Source organism: Clavibacter michiganensis, assembly GCF_021216655.1.
In the GTDB taxonomy this organism is placed as follows: Bacteria; Actinomycetota; Actinomycetes; order Actinomycetales; family Microbacteriaceae; genus Clavibacter; species Clavibacter michiganensis.
On sequence record NZ_CP080437.1, the window covers coordinates 2,286,947 to 2,303,423 of the forward strand.

The following is a 16,477-nucleotide window of genomic DNA, read 5'->3' on the forward strand; positions in this document are numbered from 1 at the left end:
GCGCTGTCCCGGAGGATCGCGGGCCGGCGCCCGTTAGGCTGGACGGCAATCGGACAGTGAGAGACGTGACGTGACACCTGCAGGCAGCCCCCGCGAATCCGCGGGTACCAACCTCGACCCCTGGTTCCCCCACTACGCGGAGAGGACCTCCGGGCTCAGCGCCTCCGAGGTCCGCGCCCTCTTCGCCGTGGCCAGCCGACCCGAGGTCGTCTCGCTCGCTGGCGGCATGCCGTTCGTCTCCGCCCTCCCCCAGGAGCTCATCGTCACGGCCATGGAGAAGGTCATGCGGGAGCGCGGGCCGGTGGCGCTCCAGTACGGCGGCGGCCAGGGCACGCCCGAGCTGCGCGAGGACATCCTCGAGATCATGGCCCTCGAGGGCATCCGCGGCAGCGTCGACGACATCGTCACCACCACGGGCTCGCAGCAGGCGCTCGACCTCGTCACGAAGCTCTTCATCGACCCGGGTGACGTGATCCTCGCGGAGGCCCCCAGCTACGTCGGCGCGATCGGCGTCTTCCGCAGCTACCAGGCGGTCGTCGAGCACGTCGTCATGGACGACGACGGCCTCGTCCCCGAGGCGCTGCGCGAGGCCATCGCCAGGATCCGCGGCGAGGGTCGCACCATCAAGTTCCTCTACACGGTCCCCAACTTCCACAACCCGGCCGGCGTCACGATGTCCGCCGCCCGCCGTCCGGAGATCCTCGAGATCTGCCGCTCGAACGACATCCTCGTGCTGGAGGACAACCCCTACGGTCTCCTCTGGTTCGACCGACCGGCGCCGGACGCCATGCGCAGCCTCGACGATGAGGGCGTCATCTACCTGGGCTCCTTCTCCAAGACGCTCGCCCCCGGCTTCCGCGTCGGCTGGGCGCTCGCGCCGCATGCCATCCGCGAGAAGCTCATTCTCGCCCAGGAGTCGGCGGTCCTCTCCCCCAGCTCCTTCAGCCAGCTGATCATCTCGGAGTACCTCCACGCCTCCGATTGGAAGGGCCAGATCGACACCTTCCGCGGCGTGTACCGAGAGCGACGCGACGCCACGCTGTCCGCCCTCCAGGAGCACCTGCCGGGCCTGACGTGGACGGTCCCCAACGGGGGCTTCTACGTCTGGCTGAAGCTCCCCGAGCAGCTCGACTCCAAGCAGATGCTCCCCCGTGCCGTCACGGCCCTCGTCGCCTACACGCCCGGCACCGCGTTCTACGCCGACGGCCGCGGTCGCGACGCCATCCGGCTGTCGTTCTGCTACCCGACGCCCGAGCGCATCCGCGAGGGCATCCGCCGCATGGCGGGGGTCATCGACGACGAGCTGGATCTGCTCACCACGTTCTCCGGCACGGGTGCGCTGACGTCACGCCCCACGACTTCCGTCGTCACGCCGCCGCCGGACCTCGACTGACCATCCGCGTCCACGAACACCGACCGCAACCGGATCGAGCATCATGACCGCACACGAGCCCCTCTCCGTCCTCGTCCTCGCGGGCGGGATCTCCCATGAGCGCGACGTGTCGCTCCGCAGCGGTCGCCGCGTGGCCGACGCCTTGCGCGCGGCCGGTGTCCAGGCGTCCCTCCGCGATCCCGACGCCACGCTCCTCGACTTCCTCCGGGACACCCCTCCCGCCGTCGTCTGGCCGGTCCTCCACGGGGCCAGCGGCGAGGACGGCGCGCTCCTCGGACTGCTCGAGCTCGCGGGCGTCCCCTACGTGGGCTCCTCGGCCCGATCCGCACGTCTCGCGTGGGACAAGCCGACCGCGAAGGCCATCGCCGAATCCGCGGGCATCCGAACGCCACGATCCGTGACCCTGCCCAAGGACACGTTCCGCGAGCTCGGCGCCGCGGCCGTCCTGCGCCTCGTCACCGAAGCCGTGCCGGCCCCCTACGCCGTCAAGCCGGCCCGAGGCGGGTCAGCCCAGGGGGTCACGATCGTGACCGACGCCGAGGCCCTGCCGCGGGCGATGGTGGACGCGTACACCTACGGCGACGTCGCCCTCATCGAGCAGCTCGTCGAGGGCACCGAGGTCGCGATCGGCGTCCTCGACACCGGCGACGGCCCCGAGGCGCTGCCGGCGACGGAGATCGTCCCGACTTCCGGCGTGTACGGCTACGAGGCGCGCTACAACGCGGGACTCACGCGCTTCTTCACCCCCGCGCGCATCTCCCCCGACGCGAACGCCGCGGCCTCTGCGGCGGCCATCGGGATCCACCGCGCTCTCGGCATCGGACAGATGTCGCGAGTCGACATCATCATCGATGCCGCGGGCGAGCCCTGGTTCATCGAGGTCAATGTCATCCCGGGTCTCACCGAGACGTCGCTGCTCCCGCAGGGACTCGCCGCTGCTGGGGTCGAGGTGGGCGATCTCTACCGCCGCCTCGCCGAGGCCGCGCGGGGAGCCTCCTCCGGCCCCTGACGCCTGTAGCGCGTCACCGGGAGGCGACCCACCCAGGTCGCCACCCTTCGCATCAGCTCGCGTCGGCGTCCGGGACGCCCATCTCCTGGGCGATGCGCGTCAGATCCCCCACCGTCGCGAAGTCGATGACGATCTGCCCCTTCTGGGCCGACATGGTCACCCGCACGCTGGTGTTGAGGTGGTCCCCGATGCGCTGGGCCGTGTCGTCCAGGTGCGCGTTGCGCGCCGAGCTCGCGGACTTGCGCGGCTTGCTGGTCCGCTGCCCCCGTTGCGCGGCAGCCTCCGCCGCCCTCACGGAGAGATCCTCGTTGACGATCTTCTCGGCGAGATGACGCATGGCTTCGTCGTCCCCGGATGACAGGATCGCGCGCGCATGCCCTGCCGACAGCACGCCAGCGGCGACGCGATGCTGCACGTCCTCGGGCAGACGGAGCAGGCGGATCGTGTTGGTGATCTGCGGCCGCGACCGCCCGAGGCGCTGGGCGAGCTCGTCCTGTGTGATGGCGAAGTCCGCGAGCAGCTGCTGATAGGCGCTGGCCTCCTCGAGGGGGTTCAGCTCCGACCGGTGCAGGTTCTCCAGCAGGGCGTCCCGCAGCATGGACTCGTCGGCGGTGTCCTTGATGACGGCCGGGATGGTGTCCAGCCCGAGTTCCTTGGTAGCCCGAAGACGACGCTCCCCCATCACGAGCTCGTAGCGGGCTCGGCCATCCGCGTCGGCACCGAGCGGGCGCACCACGATCGGCTGGAGCACCCCGTACTCCCGGATGGACACCATGAGCTCCTGGAGCTCGTCCTGGCGGAAGTCAGTGCGCGGCTGCTGCGCGTTCGGGGTGATGTCCGCGGGATCGAGGTTGGCCAAACGCGCTCCGGGAACAGCGACGAGTTCCGGCTCGCCCTTTCCCTGCGCGTCCCCCTGCACGCCGCTCGGCGCACCCGCACCGATGCTGTCCGGGAAGAAGACGTCGACAGGCCTGCTGCGCTCGTCGGAGGTGGGGATGAGCGCGCCGATGCCGCGACCCAGGCCGGTTCTCTTGGTTGCCATTATCTCTGGGCTCCTCGGTGTGCGATCTCGGCTGCTGCCTCCAGGTAGGAGAGAGCGCCAGGTGAGTTGGGGTCGTAGCTGATGACGCTCTGGCCGTAGCTAGGCGCCTCGCTGATGCGGACCGACCGTGGGATGAGCGTCGTGAGGGTCTGCTGAGGGAAGTGCTCACGTACCTCGGCCGCGACCTGCTGGGCGAGGTTCGTGCGTCCGTCGTACATGGTCAGCAGGATGGTGGACATGGCCAGTTCGGGGTTCAGGTGCTGCGCGATCAACTCGATGTTGGACAGCAGCTGGCTGAGGCCCTCGAGCGCGTAGTACTCGCACTGGATGGGGATCAGCACCTCCTTGGCGGCGCTGAACGCGTTGATCGTGAGCAGCCCGAGAGAGGGTGGGCAGTCGATCAGGACGTAGTCGAAGTCGCGCCCGCTGTCCGATGCCAAGAAGGCATCGAGGGCCTTCCGAAGCCGACGTTCGCGGTGCGGGAGATTCACGAGCTCGATCTCGGCCCCCGCGAGATGGATCGTCGCGGGTACGCAGAAGAGAGTGTCGAATTCGGGACTCGCCTGCACGGCCTTCTCCACGGAGACGTCATTGACGAGCACGTCGTAGACGCTCATGAGGTCGCTGGAACGGTCTGCACCCAGCGCTGTGGATGCGTTTCCCTGCGGATCCAGGTCTATGACCAGCGTCCGCGAGCCCGCCTTCGCGAGCGCAGCGGCGAGGTTCACGGTGGATGTCGTCTTCCCGACTCCACCCTTCTGGTTGGCGATCGTGAAGACACGAGTATGTGTAGGACGCGGGAGGACGAGACCCGCGAGGGCCTTTCGTCGTCGGCTCGTCTCGGAGAGCTCTCGAGCGATGGGACTCAGGTCTTCATCCATGGGTTGCTCTCGATCGATCGATGTGGGCCACGCGGACGCGGTGGTTGCTCGCATGTTTCACGTGGAACATCCGGTCTTCGGTCTCGGTGAGAATCGTCCAGAATAGCGACATGACCAGCTTTTCTATAGGCAATCTGTAGTACTCGTCTCTCACGCGACTCGGGCCCGTACCACTCGAGTCACCTCGTCGACCTGCCCTGAGCCGAGGGTGATCACCTCGACATCCTCCAAGTGGTACTTGCGAATGGCCTTGCTCGCCGCCTCGACCTCGCGCTCCGCATTCGACCCCTTCATCAGGACGAGCTCCCCTCCGGTCTTCACGAGCGGAACGGTGAGTGGGATCAGCTTGGCGAATGCACTGACGGCCCGAGCGGTCACCTGGTCGAGGTCGAACTCCTGCGCCACCTCCTCCGCACGAGCTCGTCTCACTGACACGTTGCCGAGGGCCAGGTGTGCCACCTGCTCCTCCAGCCAGGCGACGCGGCGCTCCATGGGCTCGATGAGGACGAAATCCACGTCTGGTCGGGCGATGGCGAGCACCAAACCGGGCAGACCCGCGCCGGTTCCGATGTCGCCGACAAGTCCGGGGCGGAGAAGCGGAGCGACCAGCACGGAGTTGATGACGTGACGAGACCAGAGTCGCGGGGGCTCCAGTGGGCCGATGAGGCCGAGCTCCTCTCCCCGCTGTCCGAGCTGCGCCGTGAATTCACGCGCCACGTCGATGCGGTCTCCGAACAGCGACCCAGCGACCGCCGGCTCCGTCTCGATGATGATCGGCTCAGGCATCGCGTATCCATCCTGTGTTCAGTGGCTGTGTCGGCTTCGCCATGTCCCACGACCCGTCTCAGCATCGAGCCGTTCGTGATGATTGGTGAGGCGCGTTCTGTGAGTTTAGCGTTCGAGAGTGTTGCGCGAGGACGGGATCGACTCGATACTCGGTCTGTCATTCCGGACGCCGGCTCCCCGCTCATGTTTCACGTGAAACCGCGCGGGCTCAGCAGGTGGAGGTGTGATGCTCCGCCGATGTATGCGCAGTACGCGGGAACCGTCCTGGCGGGAGTCGGTGCATGTTTCACGTGAAACACGCCTCACCATGCGCCGAGAACAGTCGATGGACGTCGTCCACTCTGCACTCACTGCAATCCGAGCGTCCATCACCCGGAATGGCCAGCCCTGCGCCTTGTGCTCGCGACGACCTCCTCGTCACATCCCCGAACATGCCCGTGGTGCTTTGGTGACACACTCGTGATACTTGCGCGCCGTTACTCGGCTGTGCCCGGAAGCAGAAGAGACCCGATCCACCGGATCGGGCCTCTCCATTCACGCCGCGGAATTCACGCCTTCGTGATGACCGTATGACGGTCGCGCCCCTCACCCTCCGACTCCGAGGTGTACCCCCGCTCGGCCACAATGTCATGGACGAGCTTCCGCTCGTACGAGGACATGGGCGGCAGGGACGCAGTCGCAGATCCGGCGGAGATGCGCTCGATGGCACGGTCGACGAGCTGCGCGAGCTCCACCTGCCGGGCATCCCGAGAGCCCCCGACATCGAGGATCAGACGGCTGAACACGCCTGTCTTGTTCTGGACCGCGAGTCGGGTCAGCTCTTGCAGTGCCGTGACGGTCTCCGGATTCGACAGCAAGCGCAGGTCCTGGGAGTCCGCAGCGTCGACGGAGACGTACGCACGGCCACCGCGCTGATCGATGTCGATGTCGCCATCCAAGTCGCAGATGTCGAGGAGCTCCTCGATGTAATCGGCTGCGATGTCGCCCTCGTCGACAGCATCATCGCCGCCAGCATCCGCGACCTTCTCGGTCTCGGAGGTCTCCGTCACACCGTCCACGCCATCTGCCGTAGGCACAAGCACAGGCTCACTCTCCACGTCGGTCATCGGCTCTTGGATCCGGCCTGCTTCTTGGCGCGGTTCTTGCTCACCGGCTGCTGCCGCTGCGCCGGCTTGCGCTCCTCGACCACGATGGTCGACGACTCCGGCGACGTCTCAGGGGCGACCAGCTTGCCCTTGCGCGCGAGCCGCGCCTCACGAGCACGCGCTGCCTCGCTACCCGGGGTCGGCATGTTGCGGATGACGAGGAACTGCTGCCCCATCGTCCAGAAGTTCGAGACCAGCCAGTAGAACATCACGCCGAGCGGGAAGGCGATGCCGGACACCGCGAACACCAGCGGGAGGATGTACAGCAGGATGCGCTGCTGCTTGAACATCGGGCTGGCCTTGGTCTCCTCGGACATGTTCTTCGCCATGATCTGCAGCTGCGTGATGAACTGCGACGCGCTCATGAGGATGACCATCGTGGTCGCGATGACGATGACGGTGACGTTGCCGTTGGCCGTGGAGATGGCCGACTGCAGCGGAGCGCCGAGGAACGACGACTCGCCGAACGAGCGGGAGAGCTGAGCGTTCAGCAGGCCGATGCCCGGCAGCTCCTCGACCGCGGCACGGTGGAGCACGGAGTAGAGGGAGAAGAAGATCGGCATCTGCAGGAGCAGGGGCAAGCAGCTGCTCAGCGGGTTGGTGCCGGTGTCCTTGTACAGGGCCATGGTCTCGCGGGACATGGCCTCGCGGGAGAACTGGTCGCGCTTGCCCTTGTACTTGTCCTGGATCTTCTTCAGCTGCGGCGCGACCTCCATCATGCGGCGCTGGTTCTTGATCTGCCGGACGAAGATCGGGATGAGCGCAGCACGGACCACGAGCACGAGGCCCACGATCGAGAGCACCCAGGTGGCGCCGTTGTCGGGATCGAGCCCGAGGGTGGTCCACAGCGTGTGGAAGCCGACCAGGATGAGTTCGATGACCCACTTGATCGGCCACAGGATCGTTCCGAGGAAGTCCATGAGGTGGTCGTTAGCCCTTTCCGTGGCTGGGTGCGACGACGAATCCGAGCCTCGTGCGCCGGTATTGCTGGACCCGACGAGCGGGGACGTCGTCGATGCCGCCCTCCGCCCAGGGGTGGCACCGGCACACGCGCCACGCGGCGAGGACGCCACCGTGGACGAGCCCGTGCTCCTGCACGGCTTCGAGGCCGTACGCCGAGCAGGAAGGGTAGTACCTGCAGACATCCCCATAGATAGGGGAGACCACGCGCCTGTAGAGACTGATCACGGCTATGGCGGCGTTCCGAGGCGCTAGGACGACGGAGGTCAGTGCCCTCTTCATATCGTCCTCACGGCCCGCGTCACGGCTGACGCCATCTCCTCCTGCAGGGTATCCCACGCAGTCCGCTCCATGCCTGGCAGTACGCGGATCACGATGGAGGTCCCCGGGGGGACGGAGTGGAGGAGGCCCGCCGATACCGCCTTCAAGCGCCTTCGGACCAGGTTCCGGGTCACGGCGTTGCCGACCTTCTTCGAGATGATGAATCCGAAGCGGGTGGGCGCGTCATCGGGGCCGGCGAGTGCGGATACGACGGCCGTACCCGTGGTCGTCCGGCGTCCTCGCCTGACGATGATGCGGTAGTCCGCACCGCTCGTCACACGATTCCGCCGAGCGAGCACGTGCTACGCGGAGAGCTCAGTGCGTCCCTTGCCACGACGGGCGGCGAGGATGGCACGGCCGGCACGGGTGCGCATGCGGAGGCGGAAGCCGTGCTTCTTGGCCTTCTTGCGGTTGTTCGGCTGGAAGGTGCGCTTGCTCACGGTGAGTCTCCACTCAGGTTGGTCCACGGGGCCGACGAGTGCGGCTGGGAAGATGGGGCAGCCTCGAGGGGCTGGGTCAACTGCCTAAATCTACGGGCCGGGCGGGCTGCGGTCAAACCCGGGGGCCGGATCGTGATTATCCACACAGACCGGCCATCGGCCTGTATCGACATGCCGCCGTCGATAGGGTCGATTTGTCCTGATCTCCGACAGTGGCTACCGTGTGGCGTGGCCGCGACGCGTCGGGGATCGCCCGCGCGGTGCTGACGGCCCGTTCGCACACAGGGTGGATAACCCTGTGAGTAACTATGCTGTCCGCGGTCGCGGTACCCGGATGGTCCGCACCCTCGGAGCCTCCGGGGACGGACGCCGCATGCACGACCGCGACGCCCTTCCAGCGTCGACAGCAGTCCGCGCACCGCGTGGCGGCCCCGGCACCAGCCGCGGGACCGAGCCTGGTGACGGCAGATGGGGAAACATGTCCGACCGCTCCGACCCGACTCACGCGATCTGGCAGAAGGTGCTCGCCGCCCTCACCGCGGACGATCGGATCACCCCGCAGCTGCACGGCTTCATCAGCCTGGTGGAGCCCAAGGGCGTCATGACCGGCACCCTGTACCTCGAGGTCCCGAACGACCTCACCCGCGGGATGCTCGAGCAGCGCATCCGCGTCCCGCTCTTGAACGCCATCGGCTCGCTCGACGAGGCCGCCGGTGTCAGCAACTTCGCCATCGTGGTCAACCCCGAGATCGCGCAGGACGCCTTCGCCCAGCACCCCGAGCCGGCCGCCGAGCAGCCGTACATCGAGACCCCGACCATCACGGCGCCCACGGACAACCCGGGGCTGCCTGCCTCGCCCTCACGAGGCGACTCCCGTCTCAACCCGAAGTACGGCTTCGACACCTTCGTCATCGGCGGGTCCAACCGGTTCGCCCATGCCGCGGCAGTCGCCGTCGCCGAGGCGCCGGCCAAGGCATACAACCCTCTCTTCATCTACGGCGACTCGGGCCTCGGCAAGACCCACCTGCTGCACGCCATCGGCCACTACGCCATCAGCCTCTACCCCGGCATCCGCGTGCGGTACGTGAGCTCGGAGGAGTTCACCAACGACTTCATCAACTCGATCGCGAACAACCGGTCCTCGCTGTTCCAGTCGCGCTACCGCGACAACGACATCCTGCTGATCGACGACATCCAGTTCCTCCAGGGCAAGGACTCCACGCAGGAGGCCTTCTTCCACACCTTCAACACCCTGCACGACCACAACAAGCAGGTCGTCATCACGAGCGACCTGCCGCCGAAGCACCTCACGGGCTTCGAGGACCGCATGCGCTCGCGCTTCGAGTGGGGCCTCATCACCGACGTGCAGGCGCCCGACCTCGAGACGCGCATCGCGATCCTCCGGAAGAAAGCGCAGAGCGAGAAGCTGCAGGTGCCGGACGACATCCTCGAGTACATGGCCACCAAGGTCACGTCGAACATCCGCGAGCTCGAGGGCACGCTGATCCGCGTGACGGCGTTCGCGAGCCTCAACAAGACGCCCGTCGACCTCGCGCTCGTGCAGACGGTCCTGAAGGACCTGATCACGCTGGACGAGGACAACGTCATCGCGCCGGTCGACATCATCAACCACACCGCGGCCTACTTCAAGCTCACCGTCGACGACCTCTACGGCTCGTCCCGGTCCCAGGCCGTGGCCACCGCACGCCAGATCGCCATGTACCTCTGCCGCGAGCTGACCAACCTCTCGCTGCCCAAGATCGGCCAGCTGTTCGGCAACAGGGACCACACCACGGTCATGTACGCCAACAAGAAGATCACCGAGCTCATGAAGGAGCGCCGCTCCATCTACAACCAGGTGACGGAGCTCACGAGCCGGATCAAGCAGAACCACCGCTACGGCAAGATGTGACGCCGTCCGCACACGTCTCTGAGGCGCGTGCGGGACATCAGGCAGCAGAGAGGGGTCGGACCACCAGGTCCGGCCCCTCTCTGCATGTGCGGGCGACAGCGGCACGACGCCGACCGCCCCACGAGGACGGCCGGCCGGCCCTGGAGCGTTCCTCCGAGGTGGGGAGAGAACCTCCGAGGGGCTGGATCCGCCGTTCCCCACAGTGTGCACAGAGTGTGGATAACTGTGGAGAACCGCCGGAGCCGATGTGGGTTCGAGGACCCGGCCTGTGGAACCGACGTCGTCGCGCCGCTGCCATCCCGCCGAGTCCCCAGGCCGCTCCACACCCGTCCCACAACTTCCAGACGTGTAGTTCCCGCTCGATGACGGGGACTCCGGGAGTTGTCCACAGATTCCACAGCGGTTAAGACTATTGATCCTTAAACCCTTCATTGGATGTCGCCCAAGAACCTCAGGGTGTGGAGGGATCGACGGTCGTGGGGTCCCCCGTCGGCACGGCTAGCATTGACCGACAAATCTTCCGCTCATCGAGGGGTCCACAACGTGAAGTTCCAAGTCAACAGGGACGTCTTCAGCGAGGCGGTGTCCTTCGCCGTCAAGCTCCTGCCGCAGCGCACGACCCTCCCGATCCTGAGCGGGGTGCTCATCGAGGCGACCGAGGACGGACTGACGCTGTCGTCGTTCGACTACGAGGTCTCCGCCCGCACGCAGATCCAGGCGGACATCGAGGAGCCCGGCCGTGTGCTGGTCTCCGGCCGCCTGCTCGCCGACATCGCCAACCGGCTCCCGAACGCGCCGGTGCGGTTCACCACCGAGGACTCGAAGATCACGGTCTCGTGCGGATCCGCGCACTTCACGCTGCTGAGCATGCCCGTCGAGGAGTACCCGACCCTGCCGCAGATCTCCGAGCAGTCCGGCCTCCTGCCGGCCGAGCAGTTCGCCGCAGCCGTCTCGCAGGTCGCGGTGGCCGCGTCGCGGGACGACGTCACGCCCGTCATCACCGGCGTCCAGCTCGAGGTGGGGGAGACCAGCCTCGGCCTCATCGCCACCGATCGCTACCGGGTGGCCGTGCGCGAGATCGACTGGGACGGCGGCGACTCCACGACCGACGGCACCAGCCGCACCGCTCTGGTGCCCGCCCGCACCCTGCAGGAGATCGGCAAGACCTTCGGTCACAGCGGCACCATCTCCGTCGCCATCACGGACACCGACGACCGCCAGCTCATCGCGTTCAGCGCAGACAGGAAGACCGTCACGTCGCTGCTGATCCGCGGCAACTTCCCGCCGGTCAAGCGGCTCTTCCCCGAGACGGTCGACAACTACGCGGTCATCAACACGGCCGACCTCATCGAGGCGACTCGCCGCGTCCAGCTGGTGCTCGAGCGCGAAGCGGCGCTCCGGTTCACCTTCAGCATCGACGGCCTCACCCTGGAGGCCATCGGCTCCGAGCACGCGCAGGCGTCGGAGAGCATCGACGCCCTCCTGACGGGCGTCGACACCGTGGTGTCCCTGAAGCCCCAGTTCCTGCTGGACGGCCTCGGCGCCGTCCACTCCGAGTTCGTCCGGCTCTCGTTCACGAAGACGGACAACCCCAACAAGCCCGGCCCCGTGCTCATCACGAGCCAGTCCTCCAAGGACCAGGCCGGCGCTGACAACTACCGGTACCTGCTGCAGCCGAACCTGCTGCTGCGCTAGACCGCGACCAAGGAGAGAACATGCACATCGGACTCGTCGGACTCGGCAAGATGGGCGCCCGCATGCGCGCGCGCCTCGAGGCGAACGGCATCGAGGTGACCGGCTACGACACCAACCCCGACGTCTCCGACGTGGCCACGCTCGACGACCTCGCCGCCGCGCTGCCCACCCCGCGCCTCGTCTGGGTCATGGTCCCGGCCGGCAAGGTCACGCAGAACGTCGTGGGCGACCTCGCCCGCATCCTGGAGCCGGGCGACCTCGTGATCGACGGCGGCAACTCCAAGTTCACCGACGACTTCGCGCACGCGGGACTGCTCGCGGAGAAGGGCATCGACTTCGTCGACGCCGGCGTCTCGGGCGGCGTCTGGGGCCTCGAGAACGGCTACGGCCTCATGGTCGGCGGTCCGGTCGAGCAGGTCCAGCGCGCGATGCCCGTCTTCGACGCGCTGCGTCCCGAGGGACCCCGCGAGGAGGGCTTCGTCCACGTCGGCGACTCCGGCGCGGGGCACTACGCGAAGATGGTCCACAACGGCATCGAGTACGCCATGATGCAGTCGTTCGCCGAGGGCTACGAGCTCCTCGCGGCACGCAAGGACATCATCAAGGACGTCACCGGCACCTTCGAGGCGTGGCAGCGCGGGACGGTCGTCCGCTCCTGGCTGCTCGAGCTCCTGGTCAAGGCCCTCAAGGAGGACCCGGGCTTCGAGGACATCGAGGGCTTCGTGCAGGACTCCGGCGAGGGCCGCTGGACCATCGAGGAGGCGCTCGACAACGCCGTCCCGATGCCCGCCATCAGCGCGTCGATCTTCGCGCGCTTCTCCTCCCGCCAGGAGGACTCCCCGGCCATGAAGGCCGTCGCGGCGCTGCGCAACCAGTTCGGCGGCCACTCGGTGCAGAAGAAGTCCTGACCACCGGATGATCGTCCGTCACCTCTCCCTGGGTGACTTCCGCAACTACACCCGCGCGGACGTCGCGCTCCTGCCCGGTGCCACCCTCTTCGTGGGGAGCAACGGGCAGGGCAAGACGAACCTGGTGGAGGCGCTGGGCTTCCTGAGCACGCTCGGGTCGCACCGCGTCTCCACCGACCAGGCGCTCATCCGCCAGGGTGCCGAATCCGCCGTGATCCGCGCGCTGCTGCAGCACGCGGGCCGGGAGCTCCGGGTCGAGGTGCAGATCAACCGGTCCGCGGCCAACCGCGCGCAGGTCAACAGCACGCCGACCAAGCCGCGCGAGCTGCCGCGGTACTTCTCGAGCGTCCTGTTCGCGCCGGAGGACCTGGCGCTCGTGCGCGGGGATCCGTCGGGGCGTCGCCGGCTGCTCGACCAGCTGCTCGTGCTGCGCACGCCGCGCCTCGCCGGCGTGCTGTCGGACTACGACCGGGCGCTGAAGCAGCGCAACACCCTGCTGAAGTCGGCGCGGGCGCGCGGGATGAAGGCGGACCAGCTGGGGACGCTCGACATCTGGGACGAGCGGCTCGTGGCGATCGGATCGCAGATCATCGCAGCGCGCGGCGCCCTGGTCGAGGCGCTGCAGCCGGAGCTCGCGCGCGCGTACCTGGCGGTGGCGGGATCCGACCACGGTCCCTCCGCGCGTCCCGAGCTGAGCATCCTCGCGGACGACCCGGGCGAGGACGACATCGCGGACGAGACGGGTGCGCGCGACGGCGGCCGCTTCACGCGGACCGATGACGTAGTGCCCGTCTTCACCGCGGCCATCGCGCGGATGCGACCACGCGAGCTCGAGCGGGGCCTGACCCTGGTCGGCCCGCACCGCGACGACGTGCTGTTCCGGCTCAACGGGTTACCCGCGAAGGGCTACGCCAGTCACGGGGAGTCGTGGTCGTTCGCCCTGGCGCTGAAGCTCGCGTCGGCCGAGCTGCTGCGACGCGACTCGCAGACGGGGGATCCCGTGCTGATCCTCGACGACGTGTTCGCCGAGCTCGATCAGGCCAGGCGAGGGCGCCTCGCGGAGGCCGTCACCGGCTTCGAGCAGGTGCTGATCACCGCGGCCGTGTTCGAGGACGTGCCCGCGCACCTGGCGGCGAACGCCGTGCACATCCGGGCCGGCGAGATCGTGGACGCTCCGGCGCCTGCCTCGGAACCCGACGCCGAGGGCGGGGGAGCGGCGTGATCCCCCGCGCGCCGGACGGCGGTCCGATGCCCGAGTCGGAGGCGGTGGCCGTGTACCGCCGGTTCCGCAAGGTGTTCGGCGACGCGTCCGTCCGCTCGCCGTCGGCCCGGAAGCGCCGCGAGCAGAAGGCCGGCAGCTCGCCGTTCCAACCCGGACGGGATCCCGACTCCCTCGGCAACGTGATGGACTCGCTCACCTCGCGGATGGGCTGGACGTCCTCACTGTCGCAGGCCGAGCTCATGGCCGCGTGGACGACCATCGCCGGCGAGGAGACGGCCGTGCACTCGTCGCCCGTCGGCATCGAGGACGGCCTCCTCACGGTCGAGTGCGAGTCGACGGCGTGGGCGACGCAGCTGCGGCTCATGCGCGTGGAGATCACGACGCGCATCGCCGAGCGCTTCCCGGACGCGGGCATCCGGTCGATCCGCTTCCAGGGGCCGAACGCCCCGTCCTGGAAAAAGGGTCCCAGGTCGATCCCAGGGCGGGGCCCGCGCGATACCTACGGCTAGGGAGGCGAATCAGGTCACCCCCGTCGCGAAAGCGCCTCAGCGGGCCGGATAGAGAGGTGCGGAGCCTACTACTGCGATAGAATGAGGGGTCGCCCGCAGTCCAGGGACGACGGTCCCCGGATCATCTCGTGATCCGCGTGCGTCCGCCGTCGGGCAGGGGCGCGTCGACGCGGCAGGAGCCACCACTTCATGACATCGGATGCCACACAGGACCTCCCCGACGACTCCACCCCCGACGAGGTGGAGGTCGAGGAGACGCACAACGACTCCGACCACATCACCCGCCAGCAGGTGAGCAACGACTACGGCGCCAACGAGATCCAGGTGCTCGAGGGCCTCGAGGCAGTGCGCAAGCGCCCCGGCATGTACATCGGGTCCACGGGACCGCGCGGTCTGCACCACCTGGTGAGCGAGATCGTCGACAACTCCGTCGACGAGGCCCTCGCCGGGTTCGCCAGCGACATCCAGATCACCATGCGCAAGGACGGCGGGATCCGCGTCGTCGACGACGGCCGCGGCATCCCGGTCGACATCCACCCCGTCGAGGGGATCTCCACGGTCGAGCTCGTCCTCACCAAGCTGCACGCCGGCGGCAAGTTCGGCGGCGGCGGATACGCGGTGTCCGGCGGCCTGCACGGCGTCGGCAGCTCCGTCGTGAACGCGCTGTCCGAGCGCCTCGACGTCGAGGTCCGCCGCCAGGGCGCCGTGTGGCGCCAGAGCTTCACCATCGGCGTGCCGGACGCACCTCTCCAGAAGGGCGAGGGATCCACCGAGACCGGCACGAACATCACCTTCTGGCCGAGCCGCGAGATCTTCGAGACCGTCGAGTTCGACTACGACACCCTCCGCGCGCGCTTCCAGCAGATGGCGTTCCTCAACAAGGGCCTGGCGCTCACGCTGCACGACGAGCGCGAGGTGGACGGCGCTGAGCACCGCACCGAGAAGTTCCTCTACGAGCGGGGCCTCGTCGACTACGTGGAGCACCTCGTGAAGGCGAAGAAGACCGAGGTCGTCAACGCCGACGTCATCGCCTTCGAGTCCGAGGACACGGTCAAGAAGATCAGCCTCGAGGTCGCGATGCAGTGGACCACCTCCTACACGGAGAGCGTCCACACCTACGCGAACACCATCAACACGCACGAGGGCGGCACGCACGAGGAGGGGTTCCGCGCGGCGCTCACCACGCTCGTCAACCGCTACGCGCGCGAGAACAAGCTGCTCCGCGAGAAGGACGAGAACCTCACGGGCGACGACGTCCGCGAGGGCCTCACGGCCGTCATCTCGGTGAAGCTCGGCGAGCCGCAGTTCGAGGGCCAGACCAAGACCAAGCTGGGCAACACCGAGGCGAAGGCCTACGTCCAGCGCATCGTCGGACAGCAGCTGGGGGACTGGCTCGAGAAGAACCCCTCACAGGCGAAGGACATCATCCGCAAGGGGATGCAGGCCTCGCAGGCGCGTCTCGCCGCCCGCAAGGCGCGCGAGCAGACCCGGCGCAAGGGCCTGCTCGAGTCGGGCGGCATGCCTGGCAAGCTCAAGGACTGCCAGAGCAAGGACCCGGCGCTCAGCGAGGTGTTCCTCGTCGAGGGCGACTCGGCCGGCGGATCCGCGGTGCAGGGGCGCAACCCCACGACGCAGGCGATCCTCCCGCTGCGCGGCAAGATCCTCAACGTCGAGAAGGCCCGGCTCGACCGCGCGCTGCAGAACAACGAGGTGCAGTCGATGATCACCGCGTTCGGCGCGGGCATCGGCGAGGACTTCAACGCCGAGAAGGTCAGGTACCACAAGATCGTGCTCATGGCCGACGCGGATGTCGACGGACAGCACATCACGACCCTGCTGCTCACCCTGCTGTTCCGCTACATGCGGCCGCTCATCGAGCTGGGCTACGTCTACCTGGCGCAGCCGCCGCTCTACCGGCTCAAGTGGTCGAACGCCGAGCACCAGTACGTCTACACCGATGCCGAGCGCGATGCCCTGCTGGTGCACGGGCAGGCCAACGGGAAGAAGATGCCGAAGGACAACGGCATCCAGCGCTACAAGGGCCTCGGCGAGATGGACTACAAGGAGCTGTGGGAGACCACCATGGATCCGGCCACCCGCACGCTCATGCAGGTCACGCTCGACGACGCCGCGGGCGCCGACGAGGTGTTCTCGACGCTGATGGGCGAGGACGTCGAGTCCCGCCGGAGCTTCATCCAGCGCAACGCCAAGGACGTCAGGTTCCTCGACATCTGATCGACCGGGCGGCGGCTCG

General features: G+C 67.8%; 16 protein-coding genes. 8 read left to right on the top strand and 8 right to left on the bottom strand.

The features are described 5' to 3' along the window. Window positions 1-70 precede the first annotated feature (70 nt). A complete protein-coding gene (locus K0V08_RS10850; RefSeq protein WP_079533830.1) occupies window positions 71-1,393 on the top strand; it encodes an aminotransferase-like domain-containing protein in 1,323 nt (440 codons plus the stop codon). A gap of 43 nt (window positions 1,394-1,436) precedes the next feature. After that, complete coding sequence (locus tag K0V08_RS10855; protein ID WP_079533828.1) at window positions 1,437-2,402, top strand: D-alanine--D-alanine ligase family protein; 966 nt, start codon at window positions 1,437-1,439, stop codon at window positions 2,400-2,402. Window positions 2,403-2,454: 52 nt separating this feature from the next. Here K0V08_RS10855 and K0V08_RS10860 read toward each other — a convergent pair whose 3' ends face one another. The 8 genes from K0V08_RS10860 to rpmH all read right to left on the bottom strand — a co-directional run bounded on the left by K0V08_RS10860 (window position 2,455) and on the right by rpmH (window position 7,977). After that, on the bottom strand, window positions 2,455-3,444 hold the full coding sequence (locus K0V08_RS10860; protein ID WP_012039658.1) for a ParB/RepB/Spo0J family partition protein: 990 nt from the start codon (window positions 3,442-3,444) through the stop codon (window positions 2,455-2,457). After that, window positions 3,444-4,325: a ParA family protein gene (locus K0V08_RS10865; protein WP_079533826.1), complete on the bottom strand. Its 882-nt coding sequence runs from the start codon at window positions 4,323-4,325 to the stop codon at window positions 3,444-3,446. Before K0V08_RS10865 ends, K0V08_RS10860 begins: the two co-directional genes overlap by 1 nt. Window positions 4,326-4,475: 150 nt before the next feature. Continuing rightward, window positions 4,476-5,111, bottom strand: coding sequence for a 16S rRNA (guanine(527)-N(7))-methyltransferase RsmG (rsmG, locus tag K0V08_RS10870; protein ID WP_079533824.1), 636 nt, complete (start codon window positions 5,109-5,111; stop codon window positions 4,476-4,478). 548 nt (window positions 5,112-5,659) lie between these two features. Further along, a complete protein-coding gene (locus K0V08_RS10875) occupies window positions 5,660-6,217 on the bottom strand; it encodes a Jag family protein (protein WP_012039661.1) in 558 nt (185 codons plus the stop codon). Continuing rightward, entirely contained in the window at window positions 6,214-7,176 is a 963-nt protein-coding gene (gene yidC / locus K0V08_RS10880) for a membrane protein insertase YidC (RefSeq protein ID WP_012039662.1), read from the bottom strand. Before yidC ends, K0V08_RS10875 begins: the two co-directional genes overlap by 4 nt. 10 nt (window positions 7,177-7,186) lie before the next feature. Then, on the bottom strand, window positions 7,187-7,498 hold the full coding sequence (gene yidD, locus K0V08_RS10885; RefSeq protein ID WP_012039663.1) for a membrane protein insertion efficiency factor YidD: 312 nt from the start codon (window positions 7,496-7,498) through the stop codon (window positions 7,187-7,189). Next, on the bottom strand, window positions 7,495-7,836 hold the full coding sequence (gene rnpA / locus K0V08_RS10890) for a ribonuclease P protein component (protein ID WP_012039664.1): 342 nt from the start codon (window positions 7,834-7,836) through the stop codon (window positions 7,495-7,497). Before rnpA ends, yidD begins: the two co-directional genes overlap by 4 nt. 3 nt (window positions 7,837-7,839) lie before the next feature. Then, a complete protein-coding gene (rpmH, locus tag K0V08_RS10895) occupies window positions 7,840-7,977 on the bottom strand; it encodes a 50S ribosomal protein L34 (protein WP_012039665.1) in 138 nt (45 codons plus the stop codon). Between the two features lie 478 nt (window positions 7,978-8,455). Here rpmH and dnaA point away from each other — a divergent pair, with 478 nt between their 5' ends. The 6 genes from dnaA to gyrB all read left to right on the top strand — a co-directional run bounded on the left by dnaA (window position 8,456) and on the right by gyrB (window position 16,458). After that, window positions 8,456-9,889, top strand: a complete 1,434-nt coding sequence (gene dnaA, locus K0V08_RS10900) for a chromosomal replication initiator protein DnaA (protein ID WP_011931220.1) — start codon at window positions 8,456-8,458, stop codon at window positions 9,887-9,889. 543 nt (window positions 9,890-10,432) lie between these two features. Continuing rightward, on the top strand, window positions 10,433-11,584 hold the full coding sequence (gene dnaN / locus K0V08_RS10905; protein WP_011931221.1) for a DNA polymerase III subunit beta: 1,152 nt from the start codon (window positions 10,433-10,435) through the stop codon (window positions 11,582-11,584). A gap of 20 nt (window positions 11,585-11,604) precedes the next feature. Beyond that, window positions 11,605-12,492, top strand: a complete 888-nt coding sequence (gene gnd, locus K0V08_RS10910; protein ID WP_011931222.1) for a phosphogluconate dehydrogenase (NAD(+)-dependent, decarboxylating) — start codon at window positions 11,605-11,607, stop codon at window positions 12,490-12,492. Between the two features lie 7 nt (window positions 12,493-12,499). After that, window positions 12,500-13,714 (top strand): DNA replication/repair protein RecF, encoded by a 1,215-nt coding sequence (recF, locus tag K0V08_RS10915; protein WP_079533822.1) that lies wholly within the window; start codon window positions 12,500-12,502, stop codon window positions 13,712-13,714. Further along, window positions 13,711-14,223 (top strand): DciA family protein, encoded by a 513-nt coding sequence (locus K0V08_RS10920; protein ID WP_079533820.1) that lies wholly within the window; start codon window positions 13,711-13,713, stop codon window positions 14,221-14,223. Before recF ends, K0V08_RS10920 begins: the two co-directional genes overlap by 4 nt. A 189-nt stretch (window positions 14,224-14,412) precedes the next feature. Continuing rightward, a complete protein-coding gene (gene gyrB / locus K0V08_RS10925; RefSeq protein WP_094182701.1) occupies window positions 14,413-16,458 on the top strand; it encodes a DNA topoisomerase (ATP-hydrolyzing) subunit B in 2,046 nt (681 codons plus the stop codon). Window positions 16,459-16,477: the final 19 nt, after the last annotated feature.

Excerpts from the sequence above, each read along its gene's own strand:
- K0V08_RS10855 (WP_079533828.1), top strand. The coding sequence starts at position 1,437 with ATGACCGCACACGAGCCCCTCTCCGTCCTCGTCCTCGCGGGCGGGATC.
- K0V08_RS10860 (WP_012039658.1), bottom strand. The coding sequence starts at position 3,444 with ATGGCAACCAAGAGAACCGGCCTGGGTCGCGGCATCGGCGCGCTCATC.
- K0V08_RS10865 (WP_079533826.1), bottom strand. The coding sequence starts at position 4,325 with ATGGATGAAGACCTGAGTCCCATCGCTCGAGAGCTCTCCGAGACGAGC.
- rsmG (WP_079533824.1), bottom strand. The coding sequence starts at position 5,111 with ATGCCTGAGCCGATCATCATCGAGACGGAGCCGGCGGTCGCTGGGTCG.
- K0V08_RS10875 (WP_012039661.1), bottom strand. The coding sequence starts at position 6,217 with ATGACCGACGTGGAGAGTGAGCCTGTGCTTGTGCCTACGGCAGATGGC.
- yidC (WP_012039662.1), bottom strand. The coding sequence starts at position 7,176 with ATGGACTTCCTCGGAACGATCCTGTGGCCGATCAAGTGGGTCATCGAA.
- yidD (WP_012039663.1), bottom strand. The coding sequence starts at position 7,498 with ATGAAGAGGGCACTGACCTCCGTCGTCCTAGCGCCTCGGAACGCCGCC.
- dnaA (WP_011931220.1), top strand. The coding sequence starts at position 8,456 with ATGTCCGACCGCTCCGACCCGACTCACGCGATCTGGCAGAAGGTGCTC.
- gnd (WP_011931222.1), top strand. The coding sequence starts at position 11,605 with ATGCACATCGGACTCGTCGGACTCGGCAAGATGGGCGCCCGCATGCGC.
- recF (WP_079533822.1), top strand. The coding sequence starts at position 12,500 with ATGATCGTCCGTCACCTCTCCCTGGGTGACTTCCGCAACTACACCCGC.
- gyrB (WP_094182701.1), top strand. The coding sequence starts at position 14,413 with ATGACATCGGATGCCACACAGGACCTCCCCGACGACTCCACCCCCGAC.